Annotated in this window: 24 protein-coding genes and 1 tRNA gene; 22 read left to right on the top strand and 3 right to left on the bottom strand. The window is 71.5% G+C overall.

Annotation, left to right across the window (positions count from 1 at the left end):
* The first annotated feature begins 31 nt into the window (after positions 1-31).
* The 10 genes from hemE to ACPYN5_RS10480 all read left to right on the top strand — a co-directional run bounded on the left by hemE (position 32) and on the right by ACPYN5_RS10480 (position 10,369).
* A complete protein-coding gene (hemE, locus tag ACPYN5_RS10525) occupies positions 32-1,102 on the top strand; it encodes a uroporphyrinogen decarboxylase (RefSeq protein WP_424448961.1) in 1,071 nt (356 codons plus the stop codon).
* Positions 1,099-2,502 carry a protoporphyrinogen/coproporphyrinogen oxidase gene (locus ACPYN5_RS10520; protein ID WP_424448926.1) on the top strand — a complete coding sequence of 468 codons (1,404 nt, stop codon included), beginning with the start codon at positions 1,099-1,101 and terminating at the stop codon, positions 2,500-2,502. Before hemE ends, ACPYN5_RS10520 begins: the two co-directional genes overlap by 4 nt.
* Positions 2,502-3,191: a hydrogen peroxide-dependent heme synthase gene (hemQ, locus tag ACPYN5_RS10515; RefSeq protein WP_424448925.1), complete on the top strand. Its 690-nt coding sequence runs from the start codon at positions 2,502-2,504 to the stop codon at positions 3,189-3,191. The genes ACPYN5_RS10520 and hemQ overlap by 1 nt, the downstream gene beginning before the upstream one ends.
* Positions 3,191-4,405: a ferrochelatase gene (locus ACPYN5_RS10510; RefSeq protein WP_424448924.1), complete on the top strand. Its 1,215-nt coding sequence runs from the start codon at positions 3,191-3,193 to the stop codon at positions 4,403-4,405. Before hemQ ends, ACPYN5_RS10510 begins: the two co-directional genes overlap by 1 nt.
* Positions 4,402-5,379 (top strand): hydroxymethylbilane synthase, encoded by a 978-nt coding sequence (gene hemC, locus ACPYN5_RS10505; protein ID WP_424448923.1) that lies wholly within the window; start codon positions 4,402-4,404, stop codon positions 5,377-5,379. Before ACPYN5_RS10510 ends, hemC begins: the two co-directional genes overlap by 4 nt.
* Positions 5,376-6,143: a uroporphyrinogen-III synthase gene (locus ACPYN5_RS10500; RefSeq protein ID WP_424448922.1), complete on the top strand. Its 768-nt coding sequence runs from the start codon at positions 5,376-5,378 to the stop codon at positions 6,141-6,143. The genes hemC and ACPYN5_RS10500 overlap by 4 nt, the downstream gene beginning before the upstream one ends.
* Positions 6,140-7,135 (top strand): porphobilinogen synthase, encoded by a 996-nt coding sequence (hemB, locus tag ACPYN5_RS10495; RefSeq protein WP_424448921.1) that lies wholly within the window; start codon positions 6,140-6,142, stop codon positions 7,133-7,135. Before ACPYN5_RS10500 ends, hemB begins: the two co-directional genes overlap by 4 nt.
* On the top strand, positions 7,132-8,445 hold the full coding sequence (gene hemL, locus ACPYN5_RS10490; RefSeq protein ID WP_424448920.1) for a glutamate-1-semialdehyde 2,1-aminomutase: 1,314 nt from the start codon (positions 7,132-7,134) through the stop codon (positions 8,443-8,445). The genes hemB and hemL overlap by 4 nt, the downstream gene beginning before the upstream one ends.
* Before the next feature lie 57 nt (positions 8,446-8,502).
* Positions 8,503-9,348, top strand: a complete 846-nt coding sequence (gene rsmA / locus ACPYN5_RS10485; protein WP_424448919.1) for a 16S rRNA (adenine(1518)-N(6)/adenine(1519)-N(6))-dimethyltransferase RsmA — start codon at positions 8,503-8,505, stop codon at positions 9,346-9,348.
* A 100-nt stretch (positions 9,349-9,448) separates the two neighbouring features.
* A complete protein-coding gene (locus ACPYN5_RS10480) occupies positions 9,449-10,369 on the top strand; it encodes a phosphodiesterase (RefSeq protein WP_424448918.1) in 921 nt (306 codons plus the stop codon).
* Here ACPYN5_RS10480 and ACPYN5_RS10475 read toward each other — a convergent pair.
* On the bottom strand, positions 10,314-11,729 hold the full coding sequence (locus ACPYN5_RS10475; protein WP_424448917.1) for a stealth conserved region 3 domain-containing protein: 1,416 nt from the start codon (positions 11,727-11,729) through the stop codon (positions 10,314-10,316). The two genes, ACPYN5_RS10480 and ACPYN5_RS10475, sit on opposite strands and share 56 nt — an antisense overlap.
* On the opposite strand from ACPYN5_RS10475, the gene ACPYN5_RS10470 reads away from it, so the two are divergent.
* The 9 genes from ACPYN5_RS10470 (at position 11,697) to ACPYN5_RS10430 (ending at position 19,075) form a co-directional block, all read left to right on the top strand.
* Positions 11,697-11,945: a hypothetical protein gene (locus tag ACPYN5_RS10470; protein WP_424448916.1), complete on the top strand. Its 249-nt coding sequence runs from the start codon at positions 11,697-11,699 to the stop codon at positions 11,943-11,945. The two genes, ACPYN5_RS10475 and ACPYN5_RS10470, sit on opposite strands and share 33 nt — an antisense overlap.
* A gap of 159 nt (positions 11,946-12,104) precedes the next feature.
* Positions 12,105-13,175 carry an aldo/keto reductase gene (locus tag ACPYN5_RS10465; RefSeq protein ID WP_424448915.1) on the top strand — a complete coding sequence of 357 codons (1,071 nt, stop codon included), beginning with the start codon at positions 12,105-12,107 and terminating at the stop codon, positions 13,173-13,175.
* Positions 13,172-14,113 carry a 4-(cytidine 5'-diphospho)-2-C-methyl-D-erythritol kinase gene (locus tag ACPYN5_RS10460; RefSeq protein ID WP_424448914.1) on the top strand — a complete coding sequence of 314 codons (942 nt, stop codon included), beginning with the start codon at positions 13,172-13,174 and terminating at the stop codon, positions 14,111-14,113. The genes ACPYN5_RS10465 and ACPYN5_RS10460 overlap by 4 nt, the downstream gene beginning before the upstream one ends.
* Positions 14,110-15,420 (top strand): GNAT family N-acetyltransferase, encoded by a 1,311-nt coding sequence (locus ACPYN5_RS10455; RefSeq protein ID WP_424448913.1) that lies wholly within the window; start codon positions 14,110-14,112, stop codon positions 15,418-15,420. Before ACPYN5_RS10460 ends, ACPYN5_RS10455 begins: the two co-directional genes overlap by 4 nt.
* A gap of 113 nt (positions 15,421-15,533) precedes the next feature.
* Positions 15,534-15,824, top strand: a complete 291-nt coding sequence (locus ACPYN5_RS10450; protein ID WP_424448912.1) for a DUF427 domain-containing protein — start codon at positions 15,534-15,536, stop codon at positions 15,822-15,824.
* Between the two features lie 4 nt (positions 15,825-15,828).
* Positions 15,829-16,692 carry an ABC transporter ATP-binding protein gene (locus ACPYN5_RS10445; RefSeq protein WP_424448911.1) on the top strand — a complete coding sequence of 288 codons (864 nt, stop codon included), beginning with the start codon at positions 15,829-15,831 and terminating at the stop codon, positions 16,690-16,692.
* Position 16,693: 1 nt separating this feature from the next.
* Entirely contained in the window at positions 16,694-17,377 is a 684-nt protein-coding gene (locus tag ACPYN5_RS10440; RefSeq protein ID WP_424448910.1) for an ABC transporter permease, read from the top strand.
* Positions 17,374-18,090: an ABC transporter permease gene (locus tag ACPYN5_RS10435; RefSeq protein ID WP_424448909.1), complete on the top strand. Its 717-nt coding sequence runs from the start codon at positions 17,374-17,376 to the stop codon at positions 18,088-18,090. The genes ACPYN5_RS10440 and ACPYN5_RS10435 overlap by 4 nt, the downstream gene beginning before the upstream one ends.
* Before the next feature lie 67 nt (positions 18,091-18,157).
* Positions 18,158-19,075 carry an ABC transporter substrate-binding protein gene (locus ACPYN5_RS10430; protein WP_424448908.1) on the top strand — a complete coding sequence of 306 codons (918 nt, stop codon included), beginning with the start codon at positions 18,158-18,160 and terminating at the stop codon, positions 19,073-19,075.
* A gap of 107 nt (positions 19,076-19,182) precedes the next feature.
* On the opposite strand, the gene ACPYN5_RS10425 is transcribed toward ACPYN5_RS10430, so the two are convergent.
* Together ACPYN5_RS10425 and ACPYN5_RS10420 are read right to left on the bottom strand one after the other, a co-directional pair.
* A complete protein-coding gene (locus ACPYN5_RS10425; RefSeq protein ID WP_424448907.1) occupies positions 19,183-21,009 on the bottom strand; it encodes an ABC-F family ATP-binding cassette domain-containing protein in 1,827 nt (608 codons plus the stop codon).
* 58 nt (positions 21,010-21,067) lie between these two features.
* The gene (locus ACPYN5_RS10420; protein ID WP_424448906.1) at positions 21,068-21,586 is read right to left on the bottom strand and encodes a MarR family winged helix-turn-helix transcriptional regulator; all 519 of its coding nucleotides are present in this window, start codon (positions 21,584-21,586) and stop codon (positions 21,068-21,070) included.
* Between the two features lie 102 nt (positions 21,587-21,688).
* On the opposite strand from ACPYN5_RS10420, the gene ACPYN5_RS10415 reads away from it, so the two are divergent.
* From ACPYN5_RS10415 to ACPYN5_RS10405, 3 genes are all read left to right on the top strand, one after another.
* Positions 21,689-21,760, top strand: a tRNA-Gln gene (locus tag ACPYN5_RS10415).
* Between the two features lies 1 nt (position 21,761).
* Positions 21,762-23,234 (top strand): bifunctional UDP-N-acetylglucosamine diphosphorylase/glucosamine-1-phosphate N-acetyltransferase GlmU, encoded by a 1,473-nt coding sequence (gene glmU / locus ACPYN5_RS10410; RefSeq protein WP_424448905.1) that lies wholly within the window; start codon positions 21,762-21,764, stop codon positions 23,232-23,234.
* Positions 23,209-24,243: a ribose-phosphate diphosphokinase gene (locus ACPYN5_RS10405; protein WP_424448904.1), complete on the top strand. Its 1,035-nt coding sequence runs from the start codon at positions 23,209-23,211 to the stop codon at positions 24,241-24,243. Before glmU ends, ACPYN5_RS10405 begins: the two co-directional genes overlap by 26 nt.
* Positions 24,244-24,265 lie beyond the last annotated feature (22 nt).

Genomic DNA, 24,265 nt, shown 5'->3' with positions numbered 1-24,265 from the left:
CGTCGCGCACGCCACCGGCTCGAGCCGGCTCGTGCGCACCCTGCTCGGCGAACGCGTCGAGAAGACCCCCGTCTGGTTCATGCGGCAGGCCGGCAGGTCCCTGCCGGAATACCGCGCGCTGCGGTCGCAGGGGACCATGCTCGAGGCCTGCCTGACGCCCGAGCTGGCGAGCGAGATCACGCTGCAGCCGGTGCGCCGCCACGGCGTCGACGCGGCCATCTTCTTCAGCGACATCATCGTGCCGCTCGCGATCCTCGGCATCGAGGTCGAGATCGCGGCCGGCCGCGGCCCCGTCTTCGCGCAGCCGCTGCGCACGGCCGCCGACATCGCCCGCGCCGTCGAGATCGATCCGGCGCTCGTCCGCGAGCGCGGTGAGGCGATCGCCCGTGCCGTGCAGCTGACGACCGACATGCTCGCCGAGGAGTCCGAATCGCGGGGCGAGCCGCTGCCGCTCATCGGCTTCGCCGGCGCGCCGTTCACCCTCGCGGCCTACCTCGTCGAGGGCGGCCCGTCGAAGGATCACCTCGCCGCCCGGCGTCTGATCCACGAGGATCCGGCCGCCTGGCGGGCGCTCACCGAGTGGCTCTCGCGGGTGACGGGGGAGTTCCTCGCGCTGCAGGTCGCGTCGGGCGCGAGCGCGGCTCAGCTGTTCGACTCGTGGGCCGGCGGCCTTCCCCCCGAGGACTACCGCGCCGCGGCCCTCCCGGCGTCGGCGTCGTCGTTCGACGCCGTCCGCGCCCTGGCCGTTCCGGAGGGCGCGGGGATCGACCACATCCCCCTGGTCCACTTCGGCGTCGGCACGGGGGAGATCCTCCGCGACATGGCCTCGATCGGCATCGACGCGCTCGGGGTCGACTACCGCGTGCCTCTCGATGAGGCCGCGCGTCGCGTGGGGTCCGACCTGACGCTGCAGGGCAACCTCGACCCCGCCCTGCTGTTCGCCCCCGCCCCGGTGCGGGATGCGGCGATCGTGCGCATCCTCGAGGCCGGACGTGCCGCGCGTGCCCACGTGTTCAACCTCGGTCACGGCGTGCCCATGGAAGCCGACCCCGACGCCATCAGCTCGGTGGTGCGCACGGTGCACGACTGGCGGCCGGCGTGACCGCCGACACCGATCTCGTCGTGGTCGGCGCCGGCATCGCCGGACTCGTCGTGGCCCTCGAGGCCGCGACCGCCGGCGCGCGCGTGACGGTCGTCGAGTCGGACGACCAGATCGGCGGGATGCTGCGCCGCGGTCGCATCGCCGGACTCGACATCGACCTCGGTGCCGAATCGTTCGCCAAGCGCACCGACGCGGTGCCGCGGCTCATCGCCGACTTCGCGCTGCCGCTCGAGGTGGTCGCACCGCGCTCGGGTCCGGCGCACCTCGTCTCACAGCGGGGGCCGGGTCTCGGCGGTGGACGCTGGAGCCGCCTGCCGCTGCCGCGCCGCACGGTGATCGGCATCCCGGCCGATCCGCTCGCACCCGACGTCGTCGCGATCATCGGCGACCGCGCCGCCGAGCGCGCGTCGGCCGAAGTGCTCGATGCGCCGATCGACCCGACCGCCTCACTCGCCGACCTCGTCGAAGAGCGCCTGGGAGCGGGGCTGGTCCACGACCTCGTCGACCCCCTGTGCCGCAGCATCTACTCGCAGCCCGCCGCGGCCGTTCCCCTTCCGCGCCTGCACCCGAAGATGTGGGCGGCGTTCGAGCGCACCGGCTCGCTGCTCGCCGCCGCCGCCGAGGTCGCCCCGAACGCGCCCGGCGGAACCGCCGTCGGCGGGATCGCCGGCGGCATGTGGCGCCTGGCCGATGCCGTCGCGACGCTGGCCCGCGAACGTGGCGCCGTCATCCGGACCGGCATCGCGGTGGCGGGCCTCGACGCGGGCTCCGGTACCGGGGTGGGGGTGGCCCTCGCGGGCGGCGAGCGCGTTCGAGCCGGCCGCGTCGTCATCGCGACCGGCCCGCGCGGAGCCGCGGCCCTTCTCGGCGAGGACGGCGGGACGATCGATGCGGCCGCCTCTGCGCCCATTCAGCCGGCGGTCCGCCTGCTGACGGCAGCCGTCACCTCGTCCGACCTCGCCGCCGAACCCGTCGGATCGGGCGTCATCGTCGCCCCCACGGCCCGCACGGCGGCCAAAGCCCTCACCCACATCGACGCGAAGTGGGCCTGGGCTCGCGCTGCCCTGCCGGAGGGAACGCACCTCGTCCGCCTCTCGGCACGCGCCGACGACACCGTCGGACTCGACTCCGCCGCAGCAGTCGCGCGCGAGATCTCGCATCTCACCGGCGCACGCGTGGATCGGGGCGACATCGGCGAGATCATCACCACGCGCTGGCGCGACGCGGTCGTGCCGGCCGAGTCCGACGCGTGGACGATGACGGTGACGGATGCCGCCGCCCGCGGCATCCACGTCACCGGCGCGGTCGCCGCCGGAACCGGCCTCGCGTCGGTCATCCCGCACGCGCGCGCACTCGCCCACGAACTTCTCGCCGTTCCCTCCGCACGAAAGGAGTCCTGATGACCGAACAGATCCCGCTCGGTTACACCCTCTTCGCGATCCTCGCCGGTCCCCGCCCGCGGCCGCAGGCGCCGACCGACGCCGACCTCTCCGAGCTCGAGCGCGTCGTCTCCGGCCTGCCCGAGGCCGGAGTCACGGTGCGCGGGCTCTACGACGTCACGGGGATGCGCGCAGGCGCCGACCTCATGGTCTGGCTGCACACGTCGCCGGGGTCGGCCGACGACCCCGCGGCACTGCAGCGTGGTCTGCGGGAGCTGCGCCGCACCGCGGCCCTCGCCGCCTTCGAGCTCGAGTGGAGCGCGATGGGCGTGCACCGCGAGGCGGAGTTCAACAAGCGTCACGTGCCCGGCTATCTCCGGGGCGAGCACGCCCGCGAGTGGCTGTGCCTGTATCCGTTCGTGCGCAGCTACGAGTGGTACCTGCTGCCCGAGGACGAGCGCTCGGCGATGCTCGCGCAGCACGGCCGTCGCGGGGCGAAGTTCTCGGACGTCATCGCGAACACCGTGTCGACCTTCGCACTGAGCGACTACGAGTGGCTGCTGCCGCTCGAGAGCGACGAGCTGATCAGCCTCGTCGACCTGATGCGCGATCTCCGCGCGACCGACGCGCGCCGGCACGTGCGCGAGGAGGTGCCGTTCTACACGGGACGGCGCGTCGAGGTTTCCGAGCTGTCCGAGGTCCTGTCCTGATGAGCGCTGCCGAGTTCCGTCCCAAGCCCCCGCGCGCGCAGAGCGCGCCGGCGTGCGCCCCCGGCTGCGCGGTCCCCGCCGCCGGCCCCGCCTCGTGCGGCGGCGCGCCCCACGTCAGCGAGCCGACCTCGTACGACGCCCTGCTGCTGCTCGGCTTCGGCGGACCCGAGGGACAGGACGACGTCCTGCCGTTCCTCCGCAACGTCACCGCCGGTCGCGGCATCCCCGACGAGCGCCTCGAAGAGGTCGCGCACCACTACCGCCACTTCGGCGGCGTCTCGCCGATCAATCAGCACAACCGCGAGCTGAAGGCCGCGCTCGAGGCGGAGATCGCGGCTCGCGGGCTCGACCTCCCGGTGTACTGGGGCAACCGCAACTGGATGCCGTACGTCGACGACGCGCTCCGCGACCTGCACGCCGACGGTCATCGCCGGGTCATCGCGGTCGCCACGAGCGCCTACAGCTCGTACTCGTCGTGCCGCCAGTACCGCGAGGACCTGGCCGACGCGATGGAGGCCACCGCTCTCGCCGGCGAGGTCGAGATCGACAAGGTCCGGCAGTTCTTCGATCACCCGGGCTTCGTCGCGCCGTTCGTCGACGGCATCCGTGACGGGTTCGCGAAGATGCGCGAGCGCGGAATCGCGGAGGAGGACGTGGAGATCCTGTTCTCGACGCACTCGATCCCCAATTCCGACGCCGACCGCTCCGGCCCGCCCGAGCGCGGGTTCGGTCCCGGCGGCGCCTATGTCGCGCAGCACACCGCCGTCGCCGAGGCGATCGTCGCCGAGCTCGGCACCACGAGCCCCTGGCAGCTGGTGTTCCAGAGCCGTTCCGGCCCGCCCTCGGTGCCGTGGCTCGAGCCCGACATCAACGACGCGATCGCGGAGCTTCCCGCGGCCGGCCGCAAGGCCGTGCTCATCGTGCCGCTCGGGTTCGTCAGCGACCACATGGAGGTGCTCTGGGACCTCGACACCGAGGCGATGGAGACCGCCGAGGAGCACGGGCTGTTCGCGGTGCGCACCGCATCGCCGAGTACGCATCCCGCCTACGTCGCCGGTCTCGTCGATCTCGTCGAGGAGCGCCTGAAGGGTACGCCCGTCGAGGAACGGCCCGCCGTGACCCCGCTCGGGCCGTGGTACGACGTGTGCCGTCCGGGATGCTGCGAGAACAAGCGTCTGGGCTTCCAGCCGGCGCTCGCGGGAGTGGCACCGTGACAGCCGAGACGACATCGGGCGGATTCGCACCACCGGTCCTGCGACTCGGAACGCGCGCGAGCCTGCTCGCCACGACGCAGTCGCGCCACGTCGCCGATGCGATCACGGCCGCGACCGGCATCGCCGTCGAGCTCGTCGAGATCACGACCGACGGCGACGTGCTGACAGGGTCGCTCGCGCAGATGGGCGGCACGGGAGTCTTCGCCACCGCGCTTCGCGAGGCGCTCCTGCGCGGCGACTGCGACCTCGTCGTGCACTCGATGAAGGACCTGCCGACGGCGCCCTACCCCGGACTGACGATCGCGGCCGTCCCGCCGCGCGCCCCGCAGCGCGACGTGCTGTGCGGCCCGGCGGGAGACGCGACCCTCGACGCCCTGCCCCACGGGGCGGTCATCGGCACGGGTTCGCCGCGACGCGTCGCGCAGGTGCTGCGGCGCCGGCCCGACCTGCTCGTCCGCGACATCCGCGGGAACATCGACACCCGCCTGCGCAAGATGCGCGACGGCCAGTACGACGCGATCGTCCTGGCTGAGGCGGGGCTTCGCCGCATCGAGCGAGACGCCGCGATCGGCGAGGTGTTCGCCCTCGATCAGTGGCCGACCTCGGCTGGCCAGGGCGCTCTGGCCGTCGAGATCCGCGCGGTGGACGCCGACGGCCCGATCGGTCGTGCCGTCGCCCTCATCGACGACCCCGCATCCTCCTCGCGCGCCCTTCTCGAGCGCGCCGTGCTGCGCCGGCTCGAGGCCGGGTGCGCCGCACCCGTCGGCATCTCCGTCAGCGGGGTAGGCGCCGACTCGGTCTTCGTCGCAGAGGTGTATGCGCCCGACGGTGCGCGCACCGTCCGGTCGCAGCGTGCCGTGATCGACGACCTGGCATCGGCCGAGGCGCGCGAGACGGTCGCCGCGGACGTCGTCGCCGAACTGCTGGACGGCGGTGCCGCCGACATCGCCGATCTGCCGGGGACGAGCCGGTGACGGGGGGCCTCCACGGGCGCCGCATCCTGATCCCCCGAGGCGGCGCGTGGGGCGAGCGCGTGCGCGCCGAGGTCGAACGGCGCGGAGCGACGGGCGTCGTCGCCCCCCTCATCGAGTCGCGGCCGCCGCGCGACCTCGCAGCCCGCGACGCAGCCTTCGCGCGTCTGGCGGCAGGCGACTACGCCTGGGTCTTCATCACGAGCGCCGCCACCGTCGAGCAGCTCGTGGCACAGCGGGTGAGCATCCCGATCGGCACGCGCATCGCGGCCGTGGGGCGACCGACGGCCCGGGCCGTGGCGGATGCGGGATTCGAGGTCGAGTTCGTGCCGGTGGGCACCTCGTCGGCGACCAACATGATCGCCCAGTGGTGCGCGGGACGTTCGCCGCGGTCGACGGGACGATGCCTGGTCCTGCGCTCCGACCTCGCGATGGCCGTCATCAGCGACGAGCTCGAGCTGCAGGGCTACGAGGTCGACGTCTGCATCGCGTACCGCACCGTCGGCGTCGACCTCGCCCCCGAGGTCGCCCGCGACGTGCGGTCGGGGGCGATCGACACCGTCCTCCTCACGTCCCTGAGCGTCGGCCGCGAGCTCCGTCGCCAGGTCGGCATCCCGGGGCCCGAGGTGCTCATCGCCTCGATCGGACCCGGCACCACGCGCGACGCCGAGAAGCTCGGCTACACCGTGCACCACACCGCACACTCGCAGAGCGTCGACGCCCTGATCGCAGAGCTCGACGCGCGACCCGCAGAGGATTCCCCATGAGCACCTTCCCCGAGCGGCGCCTGCGTCGCACCCGCCGCACGCCCGCGATGCGGCGCCTGTCGACCGAGCACCACCTCGTCGCCGCCCAGCTCGTCCTTCCCGTCTTCGTGAAGGAGGGCATCGACGCGCCGCAGCCCATCGCGAGCATGCCGGGGGTGATGCAGCATCCGATCGAGGCCATCGCGAGCGTCGTGACGGATGCCGCGGACGCGGGCGTCGGGGGCATCATGCTCTTCGGCGTGCCGGCTGTCCGTGACGCCGAGGGTTCGGGCGCCGTCGCTCCGGACGGCATCCTCAACCGCGCGATCCGCGTGGCGCGCGATGCTGCGGCGGGGCGCATCACGGTGCAGGCCGATCTCTGCCTCGACGAGTTCACCGACCACGGTCACTGCGGGCTGCTCGCCGCCGACGGCTCGGTCGACAACGACGCGACGCTCGAGGTGTACGCCGAGATGGCGCTCGCGCAGGCGGAGGCCGGGGCGGAGGTGCTGGGGCTCTCGGGGATGATGGACGGCCAGGTCGCCGTCATCCGTGCCGCGCTCGACACCGCCGGACGCAGCGATGTCGCGCTGCTCGCCTACTCCGCCAAGTACGCCTCGGCCTACTACGGTCCGTTCCGCGATGCCGTCGAGTCGACCCTCCAGGGCGACCGCCGTACCTACCAGCTCGATCCCGCGAACGGCCGCGAGGGTGTCGCGGAGGCCATGCAGGACATCGCCGAGGGCGCGGACTACGTCATGGTCAAGCCCGCCGGCCCGTACCTCGACGTGCTCGCCCGCGTCGCCGAGGCCGCCACCGTGCCGGTCTGGGCCTACCAGGTGTCGGGGGAGTACGCGATGATCGAGCTCGCCGCCCGCGCCGGGGCCATCGACCGTGAGCGCACCATCGCGGAGTCGCTCGTCGGCATCCGCCGCGCCGGCGCCGACGTCATCCTCACCTACTGGGCGCGAGAGGTGGCGGACTGGATCCGCGCCGGTAAGGACTTCGCATGAGCCGCAACGACGACCTCTTCGACCGCGCTCGCGCCGTCATCCCCGGCGGGGTGAACTCTCCGGTCCGCGCCTTCGGTTCGGTCGGCGGCACCCCCCGTTTCTACGTGTCGGCCAGCGGTGCCCACGTCACCGACGCGGAGGGGCGCGACTACGTCGACCTCGTCGCGAGCTGGGGACCGGCGCTCGTCGGGCACGCGCATCCCGAGGTCATCGAGGCCGTCGTGGGTGCCGCACGTCGCGGCCTGTCCTTCGGGGCCTCGACCCCGGCTGAGACGGAGCTGGCCGAGGAGATCCGCCGGCGCGTTCCGATCGCCGAGAAGGTCCGTCTGGTCTCGACGGGCACGGAGGCCACGATGACGGCGATCCGTCTCGCGCGCGGCGCGACCGGTCGGGATCTGCTCGTGAAGTTCTCGGGCCACTACCACGGCCACTCCGACGGTCTGCTCGCTCAGGCCGGCTCGGGGCTCGCGACCCTCGCGCTGCCCGGATCCGCGGGCGTGCCGGCGGCGATCGCCGCTCAGACGCTCGTCGTGCCCTACAACGACGAGGCCGCGCTCGAGGCCGTCTTCGCCGAGCACGGACCCAGCATCGCAGCCGTCATCACCGAGGCGGCCGGCGCGAACATGGGCGTCGTCCCGCCGGCGCCGGGTTTCACGACGTTCCTCCGCGAGCTGACGACGCGCCACGGCGCGCTGCTCATCAGCGACGAGGTGCTGACCGGCTTCCGCTCCGGCCCCGCGGGCTATTGGGGCGTGCTGCGCGACGCGGGGGAGGACGTCACCCCCGACCTGCTGACCTTCGGCAAGGTCGTCGGTGGTGGGCTCCCCGTCGCCGCGCTCGCGGGACGTGCTGAGATCATGGACCTGCTCGCCCCGCTCGGCCCGGTGTACCAGGCGGGCACGCTCTCGGGGAATCCCGTCGCGGTGGCCGCCGGCCTCGCGACCCTGCGCCTGGCGGACGCCGAGGTCTACGCCCGCATCGGGCGTGCAGCCGACACCGTGTCGGGCGCGGCGTCGGCTGCTCTCGACGCGGCGGGCATGCCGCATGTCGTGCAGCGCGCGGGAACCCTCTTCAGCGTCTTCTTCGGCGCCGAGGTCGCCGCCGGAGTGCCCGATTACGAGACCGCGACCCGACAGGATGCCGGCGCCTACGCGGCCTTCTTCCACGCGATGCTCGACGCGGGAGTGGCGCTGCCGCCCTCCGCGTTCGAGGCCTGGTTCCTCACCGCGGCGCACGACGACGCCGCTCTCGGCCGCATCCTCGAGGCGCTGCCTGCCGCGGCCCGGGCAGCGGCGGCGGCCGCCGCATGACGCCCGCGCCGCGTCGTCCACCGGGCGACGCGGCGCGTCGCAACTAGGCTGGTCCTCATGCCTGTGACCCTGCTCGGTGCCGCCGAGATCCGCGCCCTCGCGGCCGACCTCGACGTGACTCCGACGAAGAAGCTCGGGCAGAACTTCGTCGTCGACGCCAACACCGTCCGCAAGATCGTGGTCGCCGCCCGCGTGCAGCCGGGGGAACGGGTCGTCGAGATCGGCCCCGGCCTCGGATCCCTCACCCTCGCGATCCTCGAGACCGGCGCGAGCGTCACCGCGGTGGAGATCGATCATCGACTCGCGGCACACCTCCCGGTCACCGCCGCCCGCCACGGCGTCGCCGAGGGGGCGCTCACGGTCGTCGACGCCGACGCGATGCGCGTGACGGAGCTTCCGGGCGTGCCGACCGTGCTCGTGGCGAATCTGCCGTACAACGTCAGTGTGCCGGTGCTGCTGCACTTCCTCGAGACCTTCCCCTACCTCCAGCGCGGCGTCGTGATGGTGCAGGCCGAGGTCGCCGAGCGTCTCGCGGCCGCACCGGGCTCGAAGATCTACGGATCCCCGAGCGTGAAGGCCGCCTGGTACGGTTCCTGGCGCCTCGCGGGAACCGTCTCACGTCAGGTGTTCTGGCCCGTGCCCAACGTCGACAGCCTCCTGGTGGGCTTCGAGCGCGACGCGGTGTCACGGGGTGACGAGGCCCTTCGCCGCCGCACCTTCCAGATCGTCGACGCCGCGTTCGGGCAGCGACGCAAGATGCTCCGACAGGCGGTCGCGCCGCTGTTCGGCGGCACCGCCGCCACCGCGTCGGCTGCGCTCGAGGCCGCGGGCATCGACCCGACGCTGCGCGGCGAACAGCTCGGCATCGACGATTTCGTGCGGCTCGCGGCATCCGTTCACTGAATGCTCATCAGCGCGTCATCGGGTTCTCCCGAAACACGTCTGTAACATCTCCAGGGAGCCGCGAGCGTCGCGGCGAGCATCACCCGACCTGGAAGAGACGATGCGAACCGCCGAGTACCCGGCACCTGAGAGGGTGCTGCTGCACCTGAGCGACACCCACCTGCGAGCGGCCGGCTCGCAGCTCTTCGACCGCGTCGACGCGGCCGCACACTTGCGTCGGGCCCTCGACGCCATCGAGGCGGCGGCCCTCCGCCCCGACGGAATCGTCTTCACCGGCGATCTCGTCGACCTCGGGGAGCGCGGTGCCTACGCCGAGCTGCGCGATCTCGTCGAGCCGTTCGCCGAGCGCCTCGACACGCGCGTGTTCTGGGTCATGGGCAATCACGACGACCGCGCGGGCTTCCGCGAGACCCTGTGGCGTGAGCCGGGTACGGCGCAGACCGCCGACCGGGTCGACGAGATCGACGGTCTGCGACTCATCACGCTCGACACGAGCGTGCCCGGCGCCCACCACGGCGAGGTGCGCCCGGAGCAGCTCGCCTGGCTGCGGGAGGTCCTGTCGACCCCCGCGCCGCTCGGGTCGATCCTCGCGATGCACCACCCGCCCGTCCCCAGCGTGCTGCCGCTGGCCGCGAGCGTCGAGCTTCGCGATCAGCGAGCGCTGGCCGCCGTTCTCGCCGGTTCTGACGTCCGCGCCATCATCGCGGGGCACCTGCACTATTCGACCTTCGCGACCTTCGCCGGCATCCCCGTCTCGGTGGCCTCGTCGACGTGCTACGCGCAGGACCTCACCGTGCCCGTCGGCGGCACACGGCCGCAGGACGGCGCGCAGTCGTTCAACTTCGTGCACGTCTACGACGACACGATCGTCCACTCGGTCGTGCCGCTCGATGTCACGTCCACCCTCGAGTACACCGACGCGGGCGAGGCCCAGCGCCGGCTCGCCGAGGCTGGCATCGCGCCGGTCAGCGCTTCGCGCCGGAGCGCGCCGCCGACGCGCCCCGTGCCCGTCCTTCGCTGACGGCCGGGATCTCCCACGGCGCGCGGATGGGGAACATCCGCTCGAGGACGTCGCGCAGAGACGCCACCCGGATCTCCTCCGGTACCTCGGTCTCGCCGCCGTCGTTCAGGCAGAACATGTCGATGTCGCGGCGCTTGGCGAGACGCTCCATGCCCGCGAGCGAGCGGGCCAGCGTCGTCTGGACATAGCGGGTGCGCGGCACCGCCGTGGGAAGCGCACGACCGGTGAACATCGCGTAGTAGTGGTACAGCGAGTTCGTCACCGAGATGTCGGTGGCAGCGCGGAACCGGGATGCCGCCGTGCGGCGGAAGTCGTCGGGGAAGGTCTCTTCGAGCTCCCGCATCACGCTGCGACGAAGCGGCGCGGCGCAGTGCTCGAGGTCGCGCACGATGACGCGTCCGAACCGCTCCTCGAGGAGCGCCCGGTTCACGCGCAGGCCGTTGTCGTGTCCCGAGCGATCGAGACGGGGATCGCCCGCGCCGATGCGCACGTCGCACTCGACGAACGATGAGATGCCCCCGGGCGAGAAGAAGAGCTCGGGGTGCACCGGACGGCCGAAGAACATGTCGTCGTTGGAGTAGAGGAAGTGCTCGGCGAGCCCCTCGATGCGGTGCAGCTGAGACTCGACGGCGTGGGAGTTGTGCGTCGGGAGCGTCGTGGGGTCGGCGAAGAACTCCTCGCTGCGGACGATCGTCACCTTCGGGTGGTCGGCGAGCCAGGCCGGGGCGGGGGAGTCGGTGGCGATGAAGATGCGACGAACCCAGGGCGCGTACATGTGAACGCTCCGCAGCGCGTACCGCAGCTCGTCGACGTGACGGTAGCGGGCCGGGCCGTCGTCGCCCTCGCCGACGACGTACTCCGACAGCTGCGCGGCGCGCTGCCGCTGGAACTCGCTTGTGGAGCCGTCGACCCACGAGAACACCATGTCGATGTCGTGGGTGACCTCGCGGGGGTGCGAATCGAGCATGCCCGCCACGGTGCGCCATTCGCGTCCGTAGCGCGCCGCAGTGACGATCGTCACGTCCTGCGACGGGGTGATGCGCCGCATGAGCGCGTTGGCCTGCGGTGCTTCGACGGAGGTCTCGCCGAAGCGCCAGAACTCGACCCGAACGCCGTATTCGTGGTCGTAGCGGCGCCCACCGGCGGCGCTGACCCGCGGCCGGTACGCCCGCACCGCGTGCGGCACGGAATCGGGGATGACCGCGTCGACGGCGAAGACGGGAGCCGCACCCTTCGCCTTGAGGTACAGCGGCTCGCGCTGACCGAGGGCGCGCAGCGCCACCGCCGCTCGCTCGGCATCCGCGAGATCGATCGCGAGTGCGGGCGTATGGAGATCGTGCCGGATGAGCAGCGTGCGCACACCGGCTTCGTCGAACGCATCGGCGATCAGCAGAAGGTCGGCGGTGCGCGCGGCGTCGGGTGTCGTGTCGTCATGGACGAGGCGCAGAACGCCCTCGTCGAAGACGACGTCGTCGCGTCGTGCGGGCAGATCGATCCAGGGGTTCTCGCGGCGGGGCAGAGCAGAAAGGGCCAGGGTTTCCTCCTTGGGAAATGGGTGCTTCAGTATGCAGACTAGACATTCTCCGTTACATCGGTGTTTCCCCGCACGTCGAGCGACTCTGCTCCGAGTGCGGACATGGGTCACCGCGAGGCGTCATCCGTCTCTCGAGGTACAACGCGTGCCGGGCCAGGTTCTTCCCGCGCGCCGGTCGCGGGCTGTCGATAGGCTCGGACCGTGACCGCCTCGCCCCGCTTCCCCGCTTCGCGCGGCGGAGACCTCCACCGTCCCTATGCCGCCGCGCCCGACCGCTACGAGAGCACCGGATACCGGCAGGTCGGCTCGTCCGGCCTCTTCCTGCCGCCCATCTCGCTCGGGCTCTGGTGGAACTTCGGCGACAACATCCCCTTCGACCGCCAGCGCGAGGTGCTGCGCCACGCCTTCGATCGCGGCATCACCCACTTCGACCTCGCGAACAACTACGGGCCGCCCTACGGTTCGGCCGAGACGAACTTCGGCCGGATGATGCGCCAGGACTTCGCTCGTTACCGCGACGAGCTGATCATCTCGTCGAAGGCCGGTTACGACATGTGGGACGGCCCCTACGGCAACCACGGGTCGCGCAAATACCTCATCGCGAGCGCCGAGCAGTCGCTCACCCGGATGAGCCTCGACTACGTCGACATCTTCTACTCCCACCGCGAGGACGACACGACCCCCGTCGAAGAGACCGTCGGCGCACTCGACACGCTCGTCCGCCAGGGCAAGGCCCTCTACGTCGGCATCTCGTCGTACTCCGCGGAGAACTCCGCACGGGCCGCCGCGGTCGCCCGCGAGCTCGGCACGCCGCTGGTCATCCACCAGCCGTCGTACTCGATCCTCAACCGATGGATCGAGGACGGCCTCACCGACCAGCTCCGCACCGACGGCATGGGCGCCATCGGCTTCATGCCGCTGCAGCAGGGCCTGCTCACGGGACGCTACCTCGACGACGGCACGTCCGACCGCTCGATGCAGCGCTTCTCGCTGCCCGAGGACGGCCGGCTGTCCGAATCGGCGCTCGCGGGCCTTCGCGAGCTCGGCGATCTCGCTCGCGAGCGCGGCCAGACCCTCGCGCAGCTCGCGATCCGGTGGACGCTGCGCGACCCGGTGGTCGCATCCGCGCTCATCGGCGCCTCGCGCACCGCTCAGCTCGACGAGAACCTCGCCGCCCTGGACGGGCCCGACCTGAGCGACGAGGAGCTTCGGCGCATCGACGACATCGCCGCCCGCATCGGTCAGATCTGGGACGGGCCGGACGGCGCATGAGCCTCACCGCCGTCCCGGACCGCGTGCGGGTGCGGGCCCCCGGCAAGATCAACCTCTTCCTCGAGGTCGGAGCCGAGCAGGACGACGGGTATCACGATGTCGCGTCGGTCTACCAGGCAGTCTCGCTCTACGAGGACCTCGTCGCGACACCGGCCGACGACTTCAGCGTTCGCGTCGTCGACGAGGCGGGCCGGCCGGTCGCCGGCGTGCCGGTCGACGACCGCAACCTCGCACTGCGAGCGGCCCGTCTGGTCGCGCGCGAAGTCGGATACCTCGGCGGCGTGCACCTCGACATCCGCAAGGCCGTGCCGGTCGCCGGCGGCATGGGCGGGGGATCGGCGGATGCCGCCGCCGCGCTCGTCGCGTGCGACGCGCTGTGGGGGGCGGGCCTGACATCACCTGCGCTGCAGGAGATGGCGACGCGCCTCGGAGCCGACGTCCCGTTCTCGCTGATGGGCGGCAGCGCGGTCGGCACCGGGCGAGGCGACCGGCTGAGCCCTGCGCTCGGGCGCGCGCGCTTCGACTGGGTCGTCGTGCCCGACGACGGCGGGCTCGCGACACCCGAGGTGTACGGCGAGCTCGATCGGCTGCGCGCGCAGCGGCGTCCCGACATCGCCCCCGAGCCGGTCGCGCCGGAGGTCGATCCCGTCGTGCTGCAGGCGCTGAGGTCGGGGTCGCCCGACCTGCTCGCGGGCGCGCTGCGCAACGACCTCCAGGAGGCCGCGTGCGCGCTCCGTCCGGACCTCCGCGACCTCCTCGACCGTGCGACCGAGCTCGGGGCGCTCGCGGGTCTGGTCTCCGGATCGGGCCCGACGGTCGCCTTCCTGGCTGCTGACACCGATGCCGCTCGCGCGATCGAACATGTCCTGTCCGCGTCGGGCCACCGCGCCCGCCACGTCTCCGGCCCGGTGACGGGCGCGAAAGTGATGACCCGATGACCGATACACAGAACTCGCTGCTTCTCCGCCCCGTCGACGAGCGCTCCCGCCGGACGCTCGAGCAGCGCGGACTCGACTACCGCACGGTGCCGGCCGCAGAGCCGGCGTTCGACGGGTGGATCCAGGCGGTCTCACGTGGCTTCCAAGACGGCGAGCGATCGGCCGAGCAGGTCGGCGCCGCGCGCGGTCGCAACTCCGCGCGCCGGCTGACCGGCGTGTTCGATGACACCGGACCGATGCCCGGTGTCGCCGTCGGCACGATCGCTTCGTGGCCTTCCGAGCTCACGGTGCCCGGCGGGACGGTCCCCGCCGGTGCCATCAGCGCCGTGACCGTCGCGCAGACCCACCGGCGTCGCGGAATCGCGCGGGCCCTGCTCGAGGGCGAGGTGCGCACGATGGCGGCCGCGGGCCTGCCCCTGGCGATGCTCACCGTGACCGAGTCGACGCTGTACGGGCGCTACGGCTTCGCTTCCGCGGCTTCGGCGGCCACGCTCGACATCGACACGCGTCGCGTCCACTGGACGGGGCCGACCCCGGACGGGCGACTCGACTTCGTCGAGCGGGAGGCCGCACGCGATGCCGTCGCGATGCTCCACGAGCGCACGCGTCGGCGCACCCCCGGCGACATCGCGCTGCCTCCGGGGCACGGCAACCGGTTCACCGGCACGGATCCGGATGCGAAGGACGGGGGAGACATCCGCTGCGTCCAGTACCGCGACGCGGCGGGGGAGGTCCGCGGCATCCTCACCTACACGCTCGCGAGCCACGAGCGCGACATCGTGAAGGGCACGGCGAAGGTGACGTTCCTCGTGGCCGAGACCGACGACGCCTACGCCGCACTGTGGCGCTTCCTGCTCGAGCTCGACCTCGTGGCCCACGTCCACGCCGAGCTCCGCTCGGTCGACGAGCCGGTTCTCTGGATGATCGGCGACCGCCGCGCCGCTGCGGTCTCGGTCGTGGACCACCAGTACCTGCGGATCCTCGACGTGCCGGCGGCGCTCGGTGCGCGCACGTACGGCGCCGCGGGGCGCGTGCTGCTGCGGGTCAGCGATCCGCTCGATCTCGCCGCGGGGGAGTATCTGCTCACCGTGGACGAGAGCGGATCGCCGACCGTGTCGAGCGCGTCGCGTGCCGACGAGGATGCCGCCCTGCTCGAGCTCTCCGTCGTGGAGCTCGCCGCGATCTATCTCGGCGGGGTGTCTCCCGAGACTCTGGCGCGCGCCGGCCGCCTCACCGCCACGGACCCCGCCGCCTGCTCGCGGATGTTCGCCTCGACGACCGTCCCGCGGCTCGGCCTCTGGTACTGAGCGTGCGATCGGGTCGGGATGCGCGGTTTTAGTCCATTTCGCGACATGACGCAACACGGCCCCGGTGTCGGCTCCGAACGCTAGCGTGATAGTCCACAACGGAGGGCGGCGCCATGCGTGCACGACTGGGCGACACGATCATCGCCGAAGCCGAGGAGAGCGATCTCGTTCGGATCGAGGGCAACTGGTACTTCCCGCCGCGGAGCATCGCTCCCGGTGTCCTGACCGAGAGCGACACCGCGTATCGGTGCCCGTGGAAGGGTGACGCGCAGTACTTCGACGTCGCCGGCTCGTCGGACAAGGCCTGGTCGTACCCGACCCCCTATCCGACGGCGATCGAGCGCGTGGGCACCGACTTCTCGGGCTACGTCGCGTTCGACCGCTCGGTCGTGATCGAGAGCTGAGAGGGTGATCGAGTTCCGCGACGTCGTCAAGGAGTTCCCGGACGGCACCCGCGCGGTCCAGGACTTCTCGCTCGTCATCCCGTCGCATCAGACGACCGTCTTCGTCGGATCGTCCGGATGCGGCAAGACCACGCTCCTGCGCATGATCAATCGCATGGTCGAGCCGAGCTCCGGCACGATCGAGATCGACGGCGAGAGCGTGGCCGACGGTTCGCCGGTGCAGCTCCGCCGCCGTATCGGGTACGTCATGCAGAACTCCGGACTGCTGCCGCACTTCACCGTCGCGGACAACATCGCCACCGTGCCGGTGCTCACGGGCACGAGTCGGCGCGATGCTCGGCGACGGGCGCTCGAGCTGATGGAGACGGTCGGCCTCGACACCCGCATGGCCGACCGCTACCCGAGTCAGCTCTCGGGCGGTCAGCAGCAGCGCGTCGGTGTCGCCCGCGGGCTCGCGGCCGACCCGAACATCCTCCTCATGGACGAGCCGTTCGGCGCCGTCGACCCGATCGTCCGCGACGAGCTGCAGCAGGAGCTGCTGCGCCTGCAGCGCGAGCTCGGCAAGACCGTCGTCTTCGTCACGCACGACATCGACGAGGCCTTCCTCCTCGGCGACCAGGTCGTGATCCTCGCGGCCGGTGCGAAGAAGCTGCAGGTCGGCTCTCCCAGCGAGATCATCCGCGACCCCGCCGACGAGTTCGTCGCGAGCTTCATCGGCGTCGACCGCGGCAAGCGCGCGCTGCGCGTGGAGCGGACGGCCCGCGGCGCGGTACTAGTCGACTCGGAGGGGCGTACGCAGGGCACGCTGGTGGAGGGCGATGCGAGCGGTGCGAGCGGCGCCCAGCACCGGGGCGAAGGCGGCGTCTGACGTGTCGTGGATCTGGTCGAACCTCGACCTCATCTTTTCGCTCTCGCTGGACCACGTCCGTCAGAGCGTCATCGCGATCGTCCTCGGTCTCGTGCTGTCCGTTCCGCTCGGGTGGGTGGCCTGGCGCTACCGACTGCTGCGCGGCTGGGTCATCACCCTGACGGGTCTGCTCTACACGATCCCTTCGCTCGCTCTGCTGGTGCTGCTCCCGAGCGCCCTCGGCTACGGCATCCGCACCGAGACGAACCTCATCGTCGGGTTGACGATCTACGCGATCGCGATTCAGACGCGTTCGGTCGCCGACGGCTTCGACTCCGTCGACCCCGGCGTCCGGCAGGCGGCGACCGCGATGGGCTACGGCGGGTTCCGGCGGTTCTGGGCGGTCGACCTGCCCCTGTCGGGACCGGTCGTGCTGGCGGGTCTGCGCGTCATGGCCGTCTCGACCGTCTCGCTCGCGACCGTCGGCATCCTCGTGGGGGTGACGAACCTCGGCTACCTGTTCACCAACGGCATCCAGCGCCGGCTCCTCGAGGAGGTGTTCGCCGGCATCGTGGCCGTCGCCGTGATCGCGCTGGTCATCGACGCGCTCCTGGTCCTCATCGGGCGCCTCGTGATGCCGTGGGCCCACACCGGCTCGCGCCGCCGACGACGCCGCGCGCGCCGCCGAGTGGAGGCGACGGCATGAACGTCTTCGTCGACGCGCTGGCGTGGCTGCTCGATCCGGCGCAGTACACCGGCAGCAACTCGGTGCCCTTCCTCATCGGACAGCAGCTGTTCTACACGTTCGTCTCCGTGCTCATCGCCGCGCTGATCGCCGTGCCGATCGGGTGGGCGATCGGGCACACCGGCAAGGGCCGCGAGTTCGCTGTCGCGGTGTCGGGCGCGGCCCGCGCCATCCCGTCCTTCGGCCTGCTCATCCTGCTGATCCTCCTGCTCGGTGTCACGCAGAAGACCGAGGCGGCCTTCGTCACGTTCGTCGTCCTGGCGATCCCGGCACTGCTCGCGGGCGCATACAGCGGCCTGCAGGCGATCGACCGCCGCACCATCGACGCTGCGCGCGCGGTCGGGATGACGGAGTGGCAGATCCTCTGGCGTGTCGAGGTTCCGCTGGGATTGCCGCTGCTGATCGGCGGATTGCGCTCGGCGGTGCTCCAGGTCGTCGCGACCGTGACGATCGCGGGCTACACCGATCTCGGGGGTCTCGGCTTCCGCATCATCCAGGGCATCGATCTGCGCGCGATCGATCAGGTGCTCGGCGCCGCCCTCGTGCTCGCGCTGCTCGCCCTGATCCTCGACGCCGTGTTCGCCCTCCTGCAGCGGCTCAGCGTGCCCCGCGGCATCCGCGCCGCCGAGGCCGCGCCGCAGCGGCGCCGCCGTCCGCTGGCGGCCACAGCCTGACCGACCGTCCCACCCGCAGCACAGACCCACAGCTCAGACCCTTCGCACCATCAGAAAGAGGAAACCCATGTCCCGCTTCACCACCCGCCGTCTGCTGACGGCCGGTGTCGGCGTGATCGCCGCCACCACCCTGTTCGCCGGATGCGCCAGCTCCGACCCGCTCTCGGAGGGCGGCGGCGAGTCGGCAGCCCCCGCCGACGGCACCATCGTCATCGGCTCGCAGGACTACTACTCGAACGAGATCATCGCGGAGATCTACGCGCAGGCTCTCGAGGGCGCCGGCAAGACCGTCGACCGTCAGTTCACGACCGGCCAGCGCGAGGCGTACCTGCCCGAGCTCGAGAGCGGGGCCCTCACGCTCTTCCCCGAGTACACCGGCAACCTGCTGCAGTACTTCGACGAGAGCACCACCGCCCGCACGTCCGAGGACGTCTACGCGGCCCTCGGCGATGCCCTGCCCGAGAACCTGACGGTGCTCGACCAGGCGACCGCGAGCGACCAGGACTCGTACACGGTCACCGCCGCGTTCGCCGAGCAGTGGAACCTCACCACGATCGCCGACCTCGCGAGCGTCACCGAACCGCTCACCCTCGGCGGTCCCGCCGAGCTCGAGCAGCGGCCGTACGGCCCGACGGGCCTCGCCGACACCTACGGCATCGAGGTGGGCTTCCAGGCCACCGGCGAGACGACGGTCGACGATCTCGTCGCCGGCACCGTGAACGTCGCGAACGTCTTCACCGCCGACCCGCGCATCCAGACCGACGACCTCGTCGTGCTCGAAGACCCCGAGGGCCTGTTCCTCGCCTCGAACGTCGTCCCCGTCGTGAACAAGGACCTCGCGGGCGAGGTGGAGGAGACCATCAACGCGGTCAGCGCCAAGCTCACTCCCGAAGCCCTGGTCGCCCTCAACGTCCAGAGCACCGTCGACAAGCTCGAGCCGGCCGAGATCGCCCAGCAGTGGCTCGAGGAGAACGGTCTCGTCTGACCCCGTCCTCGAACCGCGAGACATCACGTACGCACCGAGACCGAGGCATCACGCCACGGTCTCGGCGCGTACGTGCGCTCTCGGCGAGATGACGCGGGCGACGGCGGTCAGTCGAGCGCCTCGCCGAGCTCGAGCCAACGCTCCTCGAGGGCCGTGGTCTCGGCGACGAGCTCGTCGCGGCGGCGCTGGAGGGTGAGCAGTCGGTCGTAGTCGTCGTGGGCCTCGGCGAGCTGCGCATCCATCCCGGCGATCTCCTTCTGGAGCTTCTCGAGCCGTCGGTCGATCGCCGAGACCTCCTTCTGGGCGGCGCGCCGTTCGGCGCCGCTCAGGACGGGCTCGACGGAGCCCGCCGGAGGACTCGCCGCCTTCGTGCCGCCGCCCGCCGCGGATGCCGTGGCGCTCGAGCCGGTGCGTGCCGGCTGCTCACGCCGCAGTCGCAGGTATTCGTCGACGCCGCCCGGCAGGTGCCGAAGGCGTCCGCCGAGGATGGCGTACTGCTGGTCGGTGACGCGCTCGAGGAAGTAGCGATCGTGCGAGACGACGATGAGGGTTCCCGCCCAGGAGTCGAGCAGGTCCTCGATGGCGGCGAGCATGTCGGTGTCGAGGTCGTTGGTGGGCTCGTCGAGGATCAGCACGTTCGGCTGATCGAGCAGGATGAGCAGCAGTTGCAGGCGCCGCTTCTGCCCTCCGGAGAGGTCCTTCACGGGAGTAGACAGCTGCGCGGAGGTGAAGCCCATCCGTTCGAGGAGCTGACCCGGGGTCAGTTCCTGCGCCTTCGAGCCCGCTCCGATCGTGTAGCTGGTGCGCAGGCTCGAGATCACGACGCGGACCGGCTGGTCGAGGTGCTCGTCGAGTTCGCCCATACGCTGCGAGAGCGTCGCGACCTTGACGGTCTTGCCGTGCTTCACGCGTCCCGACGTCGGCGCGATCGTGCCGGACACCAGTCCGAGCAGCGTCGACTTCCCCGCACCGTTGACGCCGAGGATGCCGGTGCGTTCACCCGGCGCGATGCGCCACTCGACCTTCTCCAGCACCACGCGGTCGCCGTATGCGACTCCGGCGTCGAGCACGTCGACGACATCCTTGCCGAGCCGCGAAACCGCGAGCGACTGCAGCGCCACCGGGTCCCGGATCTCGGGGACATCGGCGATCAGCTCGTTGGCTGCGTCGATGCGGAACTTCGGCTTCGCGGTGCGGGCGGGGGCGCCGCGGCGGAGCCAGGCGAGCTCCTTGCGGGCGAGGTTCTGCCGCCGGGCCTCGATCGCGGCGGACTGCCGGTCGCGCTCGACGCGCTGGAGGATGTAGGCGGCGTAGCCGCCCTCGAACGGCTCGACGATCCGGTCGTGCACTTCCCACGTGGCCGTGCAGATCTCGTCGAGGAACCACCGGTCGTGCGTCACGACCAGCAGCGCGCCCGACCCCGCCGACCAGCGGCGCTTGAGGTGCTCCGCAAGCCAGGAGATGCCCTCGACGTCGAGGTGGTTCGTCGGCTCGTCGAGGAAGAGCACATCGTGGTCGCCGGCGAGGAGGGCCGCGAGTGAGACGCGACGCCGCTGACCGCCGGAGAGGCCGCGGATGGGGCCCTCCCAGTCGAGGTCGCCGAGGAGTCCGGCGATGACGTCGCGAACACGGGCATCTCCCGCCCACTCGTGATCGGCGAGGTCGCCGACGACGGCGTCGCGGATGCGCAGGTCGTCGTCGAGGTCGTCAGCCTGCGAGAGCACGCCGACCCGGATGCCGCCGCGAACGGTGACCCGGCCCGAGTCGGGCTCGACGAGGCCCGCCAGCATCCGCATGAGGCTCGATTTGCCGTCGCCGTTGCGACCCACGATGCCGATGCGGTCGCCCTCGTCGACACCGAGGGATACCCCGTCGAACACCACTTTGGTCGGATACTCGAGGCGAAGGCCCTCGGCTCCCAGAAGATGCGCCATATTGCCTCCAGGCTAGGCCACCCCTGCTCCGCACGAGCTGCGGGGCGTGGTCGGCGGGTCAGCCCGTCGCGGGAGCGAGGGATCCGTCGAACCCCAACGAGAGTTTGCGCAGAAGCGACGCGAGGCGGTCGCGGTCGCCCTTGGACAGCCCCCCGAGAAGCACGGCCTCCGCGTCGACGAGTCGCGTGATGGCGGCGTCGACGCGCACGCGTCCGTCGTCGGTGAGGGTCACCAGGATGCTGCGGCCGTCACCGGGGTCGGACTCGCGCCGCACGAGCCGGCGCGCGACGAGCCGGTCGATGCGGTTGGTCATCGTGCCGCTGGAGACGAGGGTCTGTTGCAGGAGCTGCTTGGGGCTCAGCTGGTACGGCTCGCCGGCGCGACGGAGCGCCGAGAGGACGTCCCATTCCCACGGCTCGAGGTCGCTGCGGCGGAATGCCTCGCGTCGAGCCCGGTCGAGATGACGCGACAAGCGGTCGACACGCGAGAGCACTTCGAGCGGCGAGAAGTCGAGATCGGGTCGCTGCAGCGACCACGCGCCGACGATGCGATCCACCTCGTCGCTCTCGTGCGCCATGGCACCATTATCGCTCCCGCCCCGCGGAGGCCCGACACGGCACCGCGCAGACGTGGCCCGTGCGCTCTGGCAGACTTGACGGGCCGCACCTTCGTGCGGCGTTCCGCCGTGGTGTAATGGCAGCACGACAGCCTTTGGAGCTGTTAGGTCCAGGTTCGAGTCCTGGCGGCGGAGCATGAGCGACACATCACTCGACTCCGGCCTCGCCGTCGTCATCCTCGCCGCGGGTCAGGGCACGCGGATGAAGTCGTCCCTGCCGAAGGTGCTGCACCGCATCGGCGGCCGTCCCCTCGTCGGTCACGTTCTCGACACGGCCCGCGATCTCGCGCCGGCGCACGTCCTGGTCGTGGTGCGCCACGAGCGCGACCGCGTCGCCGACGCCGTGCTCGGCGTCTCGCCCGAGGTCGTCGTCGTCGACCAGGACGAGGTCCCCGGAACCGGCCGCGCCGTCGAGGTCGCCCTCGAGCAGCTGACGGGCTTCGACGGTGACGTGCTCGTTCTGAGCGCCGACGTGCCGCTCCTCGATCATGTGACCCTCGGCGATCTGCTCCGGACCCACCGCGCTTCGGGTGCGGCCGCGACGATGCTGAGCGCCCGACTCGACGACCCGACCGGCTACGGCCGCGTCATCCGCGACACCGCCGGGGGCGTCGACCGCGTCGTCGAGCACAAGGACGCGACGGATTCCGAGCGCGCGGTCGACGAGGTCAACGCCGGCGTCTACGCGTTCCAGGCGGCGCCGCTGCGCGACCGGCTCGGTCGCATCAGCACGGCCAATGTCCAGGCCGAGAAGTACCTCACCGACGTGATCGGGATGCTGCGGGCCGACGCCCTCGCCGTCGCTGCGCAGCCCGTCGCCGACGCGACGCTCATCGTCGGCGTCAACGACCGCGTGCAGCTGGCGGAGGCCGGGCGACTGCTCAACGCCCGCACGGTGCGCCGGTGGCAGCTCGAGGGCGTGACGGTGCAGGATCCCGCCACGACGTGGATCGATGTCACGGCGACCCTCGCCCCGGATGTCACGGTGCTGCCCAACACCCACATCCTCCGCACCACCGCGATCGCCGAGGGCGCCACGATCGGCCCCGACACGACGCTGACCGACTGCGAGGTGGGGCCCGGAGCGACCATCACCCGCAGCGACGCGACCCTCGCCGTCTTCGGAGCGGGCGCCACCGTGGGGCCGTTCTCGTACGTGCGACCCGGCACTCGGCTCGGGGAGCGAGGCAAGATCGGCACGTTCGTCGAGACCAAGAACGCCGTCATCGGCGACGGCAGCAAGGTTCCGCACCTCTCGTACGTCGGCGACGCCGAGATCGGTCGCGGAGTGAATCTCGGCGCGGGCGCGATCACCGCGAACTACGACGACCTCGCGAAGCACCGCACCGTCATCGGCGACGAGGTCCACGCCGGCTCGCACAACGTGTTCGTCGCGCCCGTTAAGATCGGTGAGGGCGCGAAGACGGGTGCCGGAGCGGTCATCCGCAAGGACGTGCCGGCCGGTGCTCTCGCGCTCAGCGTCGCCCCCCAACGAAACGTCGAGGGGTGGGTCGAGAAGAACAGACCCGGTACTGGCGCCGCCGCAGCAGCGGCGCGCGTGCGGTCTTCACAGGAAGCGGACGATGGCTCGCAAGAAGAACACGGTTGACCTCGACGTCGCGCGAGGCATCGCCCCGGGACTGGTCGCCAAGACCAAGAAGCGCCTCGTCGTGGCATCCGGCCGCTCCCACACCGCCCTCTCGAAGGATGTCGCGAGCGCTCTCGGCACCGAGCTGGTCCCCACCGAGCACCGCACGTTCGCCTCGGGTGAGATCCTCACCCGCTTCGAGGTGTCGATCCGCGGTTGCGACTTCTTCCTCGTGCAGTCGTTCGGCCCTCCGGTCAACGAGTGGCTCATGGAGACGCTGATCATGCTGGATGCCGCCAAGCGCGCATCCGCCAAGCGCATCACCGTCGTCGCGCCCTACTACCCGTACTCGCGGCAGGACAAGAAGGGCCGTGGACGCGAGCCGATCAGCGCCCGTCTCGTCGCCGATCTGTTCAGGACGGCGGGCGCCGACCGGGTGATGAGCGTCGACCTGCACGCGGCGCAGATCCAGGGCTTCTTCGACGGACCCGTCGACCACCTGTTCGCCAAGCCGGTGCTGCTCGAGCACTTCGAGCGCACCCTCAGCCCCGAAGACCGCGAGAAGCTCACGGTCGTCTCGCCCGACACCGGACGGGTGCGGGTCGCCGACACCTGGTCCGACAGCCTCGGCGCCCCGCTCGCGATCATCCACAAGCGCCGCGACCCCAACGTCGCCAACCAGGTGACGGTCAACGAGATCGTCGGCGACGTGCGCGGCCGGGTCTGTCTCCTCGTCGACGACATGATCGACACCGGCGGGACGATCGTCAAGGCAGCTCAGGCCCTGAAGAACAGCGGCGCGGAGCGGGTCATCGTCGCCGCCACCCACGCGGTCTTCAGCCACCCGGCCGTCGAGCGCCTGCAGGACGCGGCCATCGACGAGGTCGTGGTCACCGACACGATCCCGCTCGGCGACGACAAGCGCTTCCCGGGGCTCACGATCCTGCCGATCGCGCCGCTCCTGGCGCGCGCGATCAAGGAAGTCTTCGAGGACGGCTCGGTCACGAGCATGTTCGACGGCGCCGCCTGAGCGCTGCTCGCACGCCGAGGCC

The sequence above is a fragment of the Microbacterium arborescens genome (genome assembly GCF_049707515.1).
Lineage (GTDB): Bacteria > Actinomycetota > Actinomycetes > Actinomycetales > Microbacteriaceae > Microbacterium > Microbacterium arborescens_B.
Note: the sequence above shows the minus strand (reverse complement) of the source record. Positions and strands in the feature narration are given on the sequence as shown.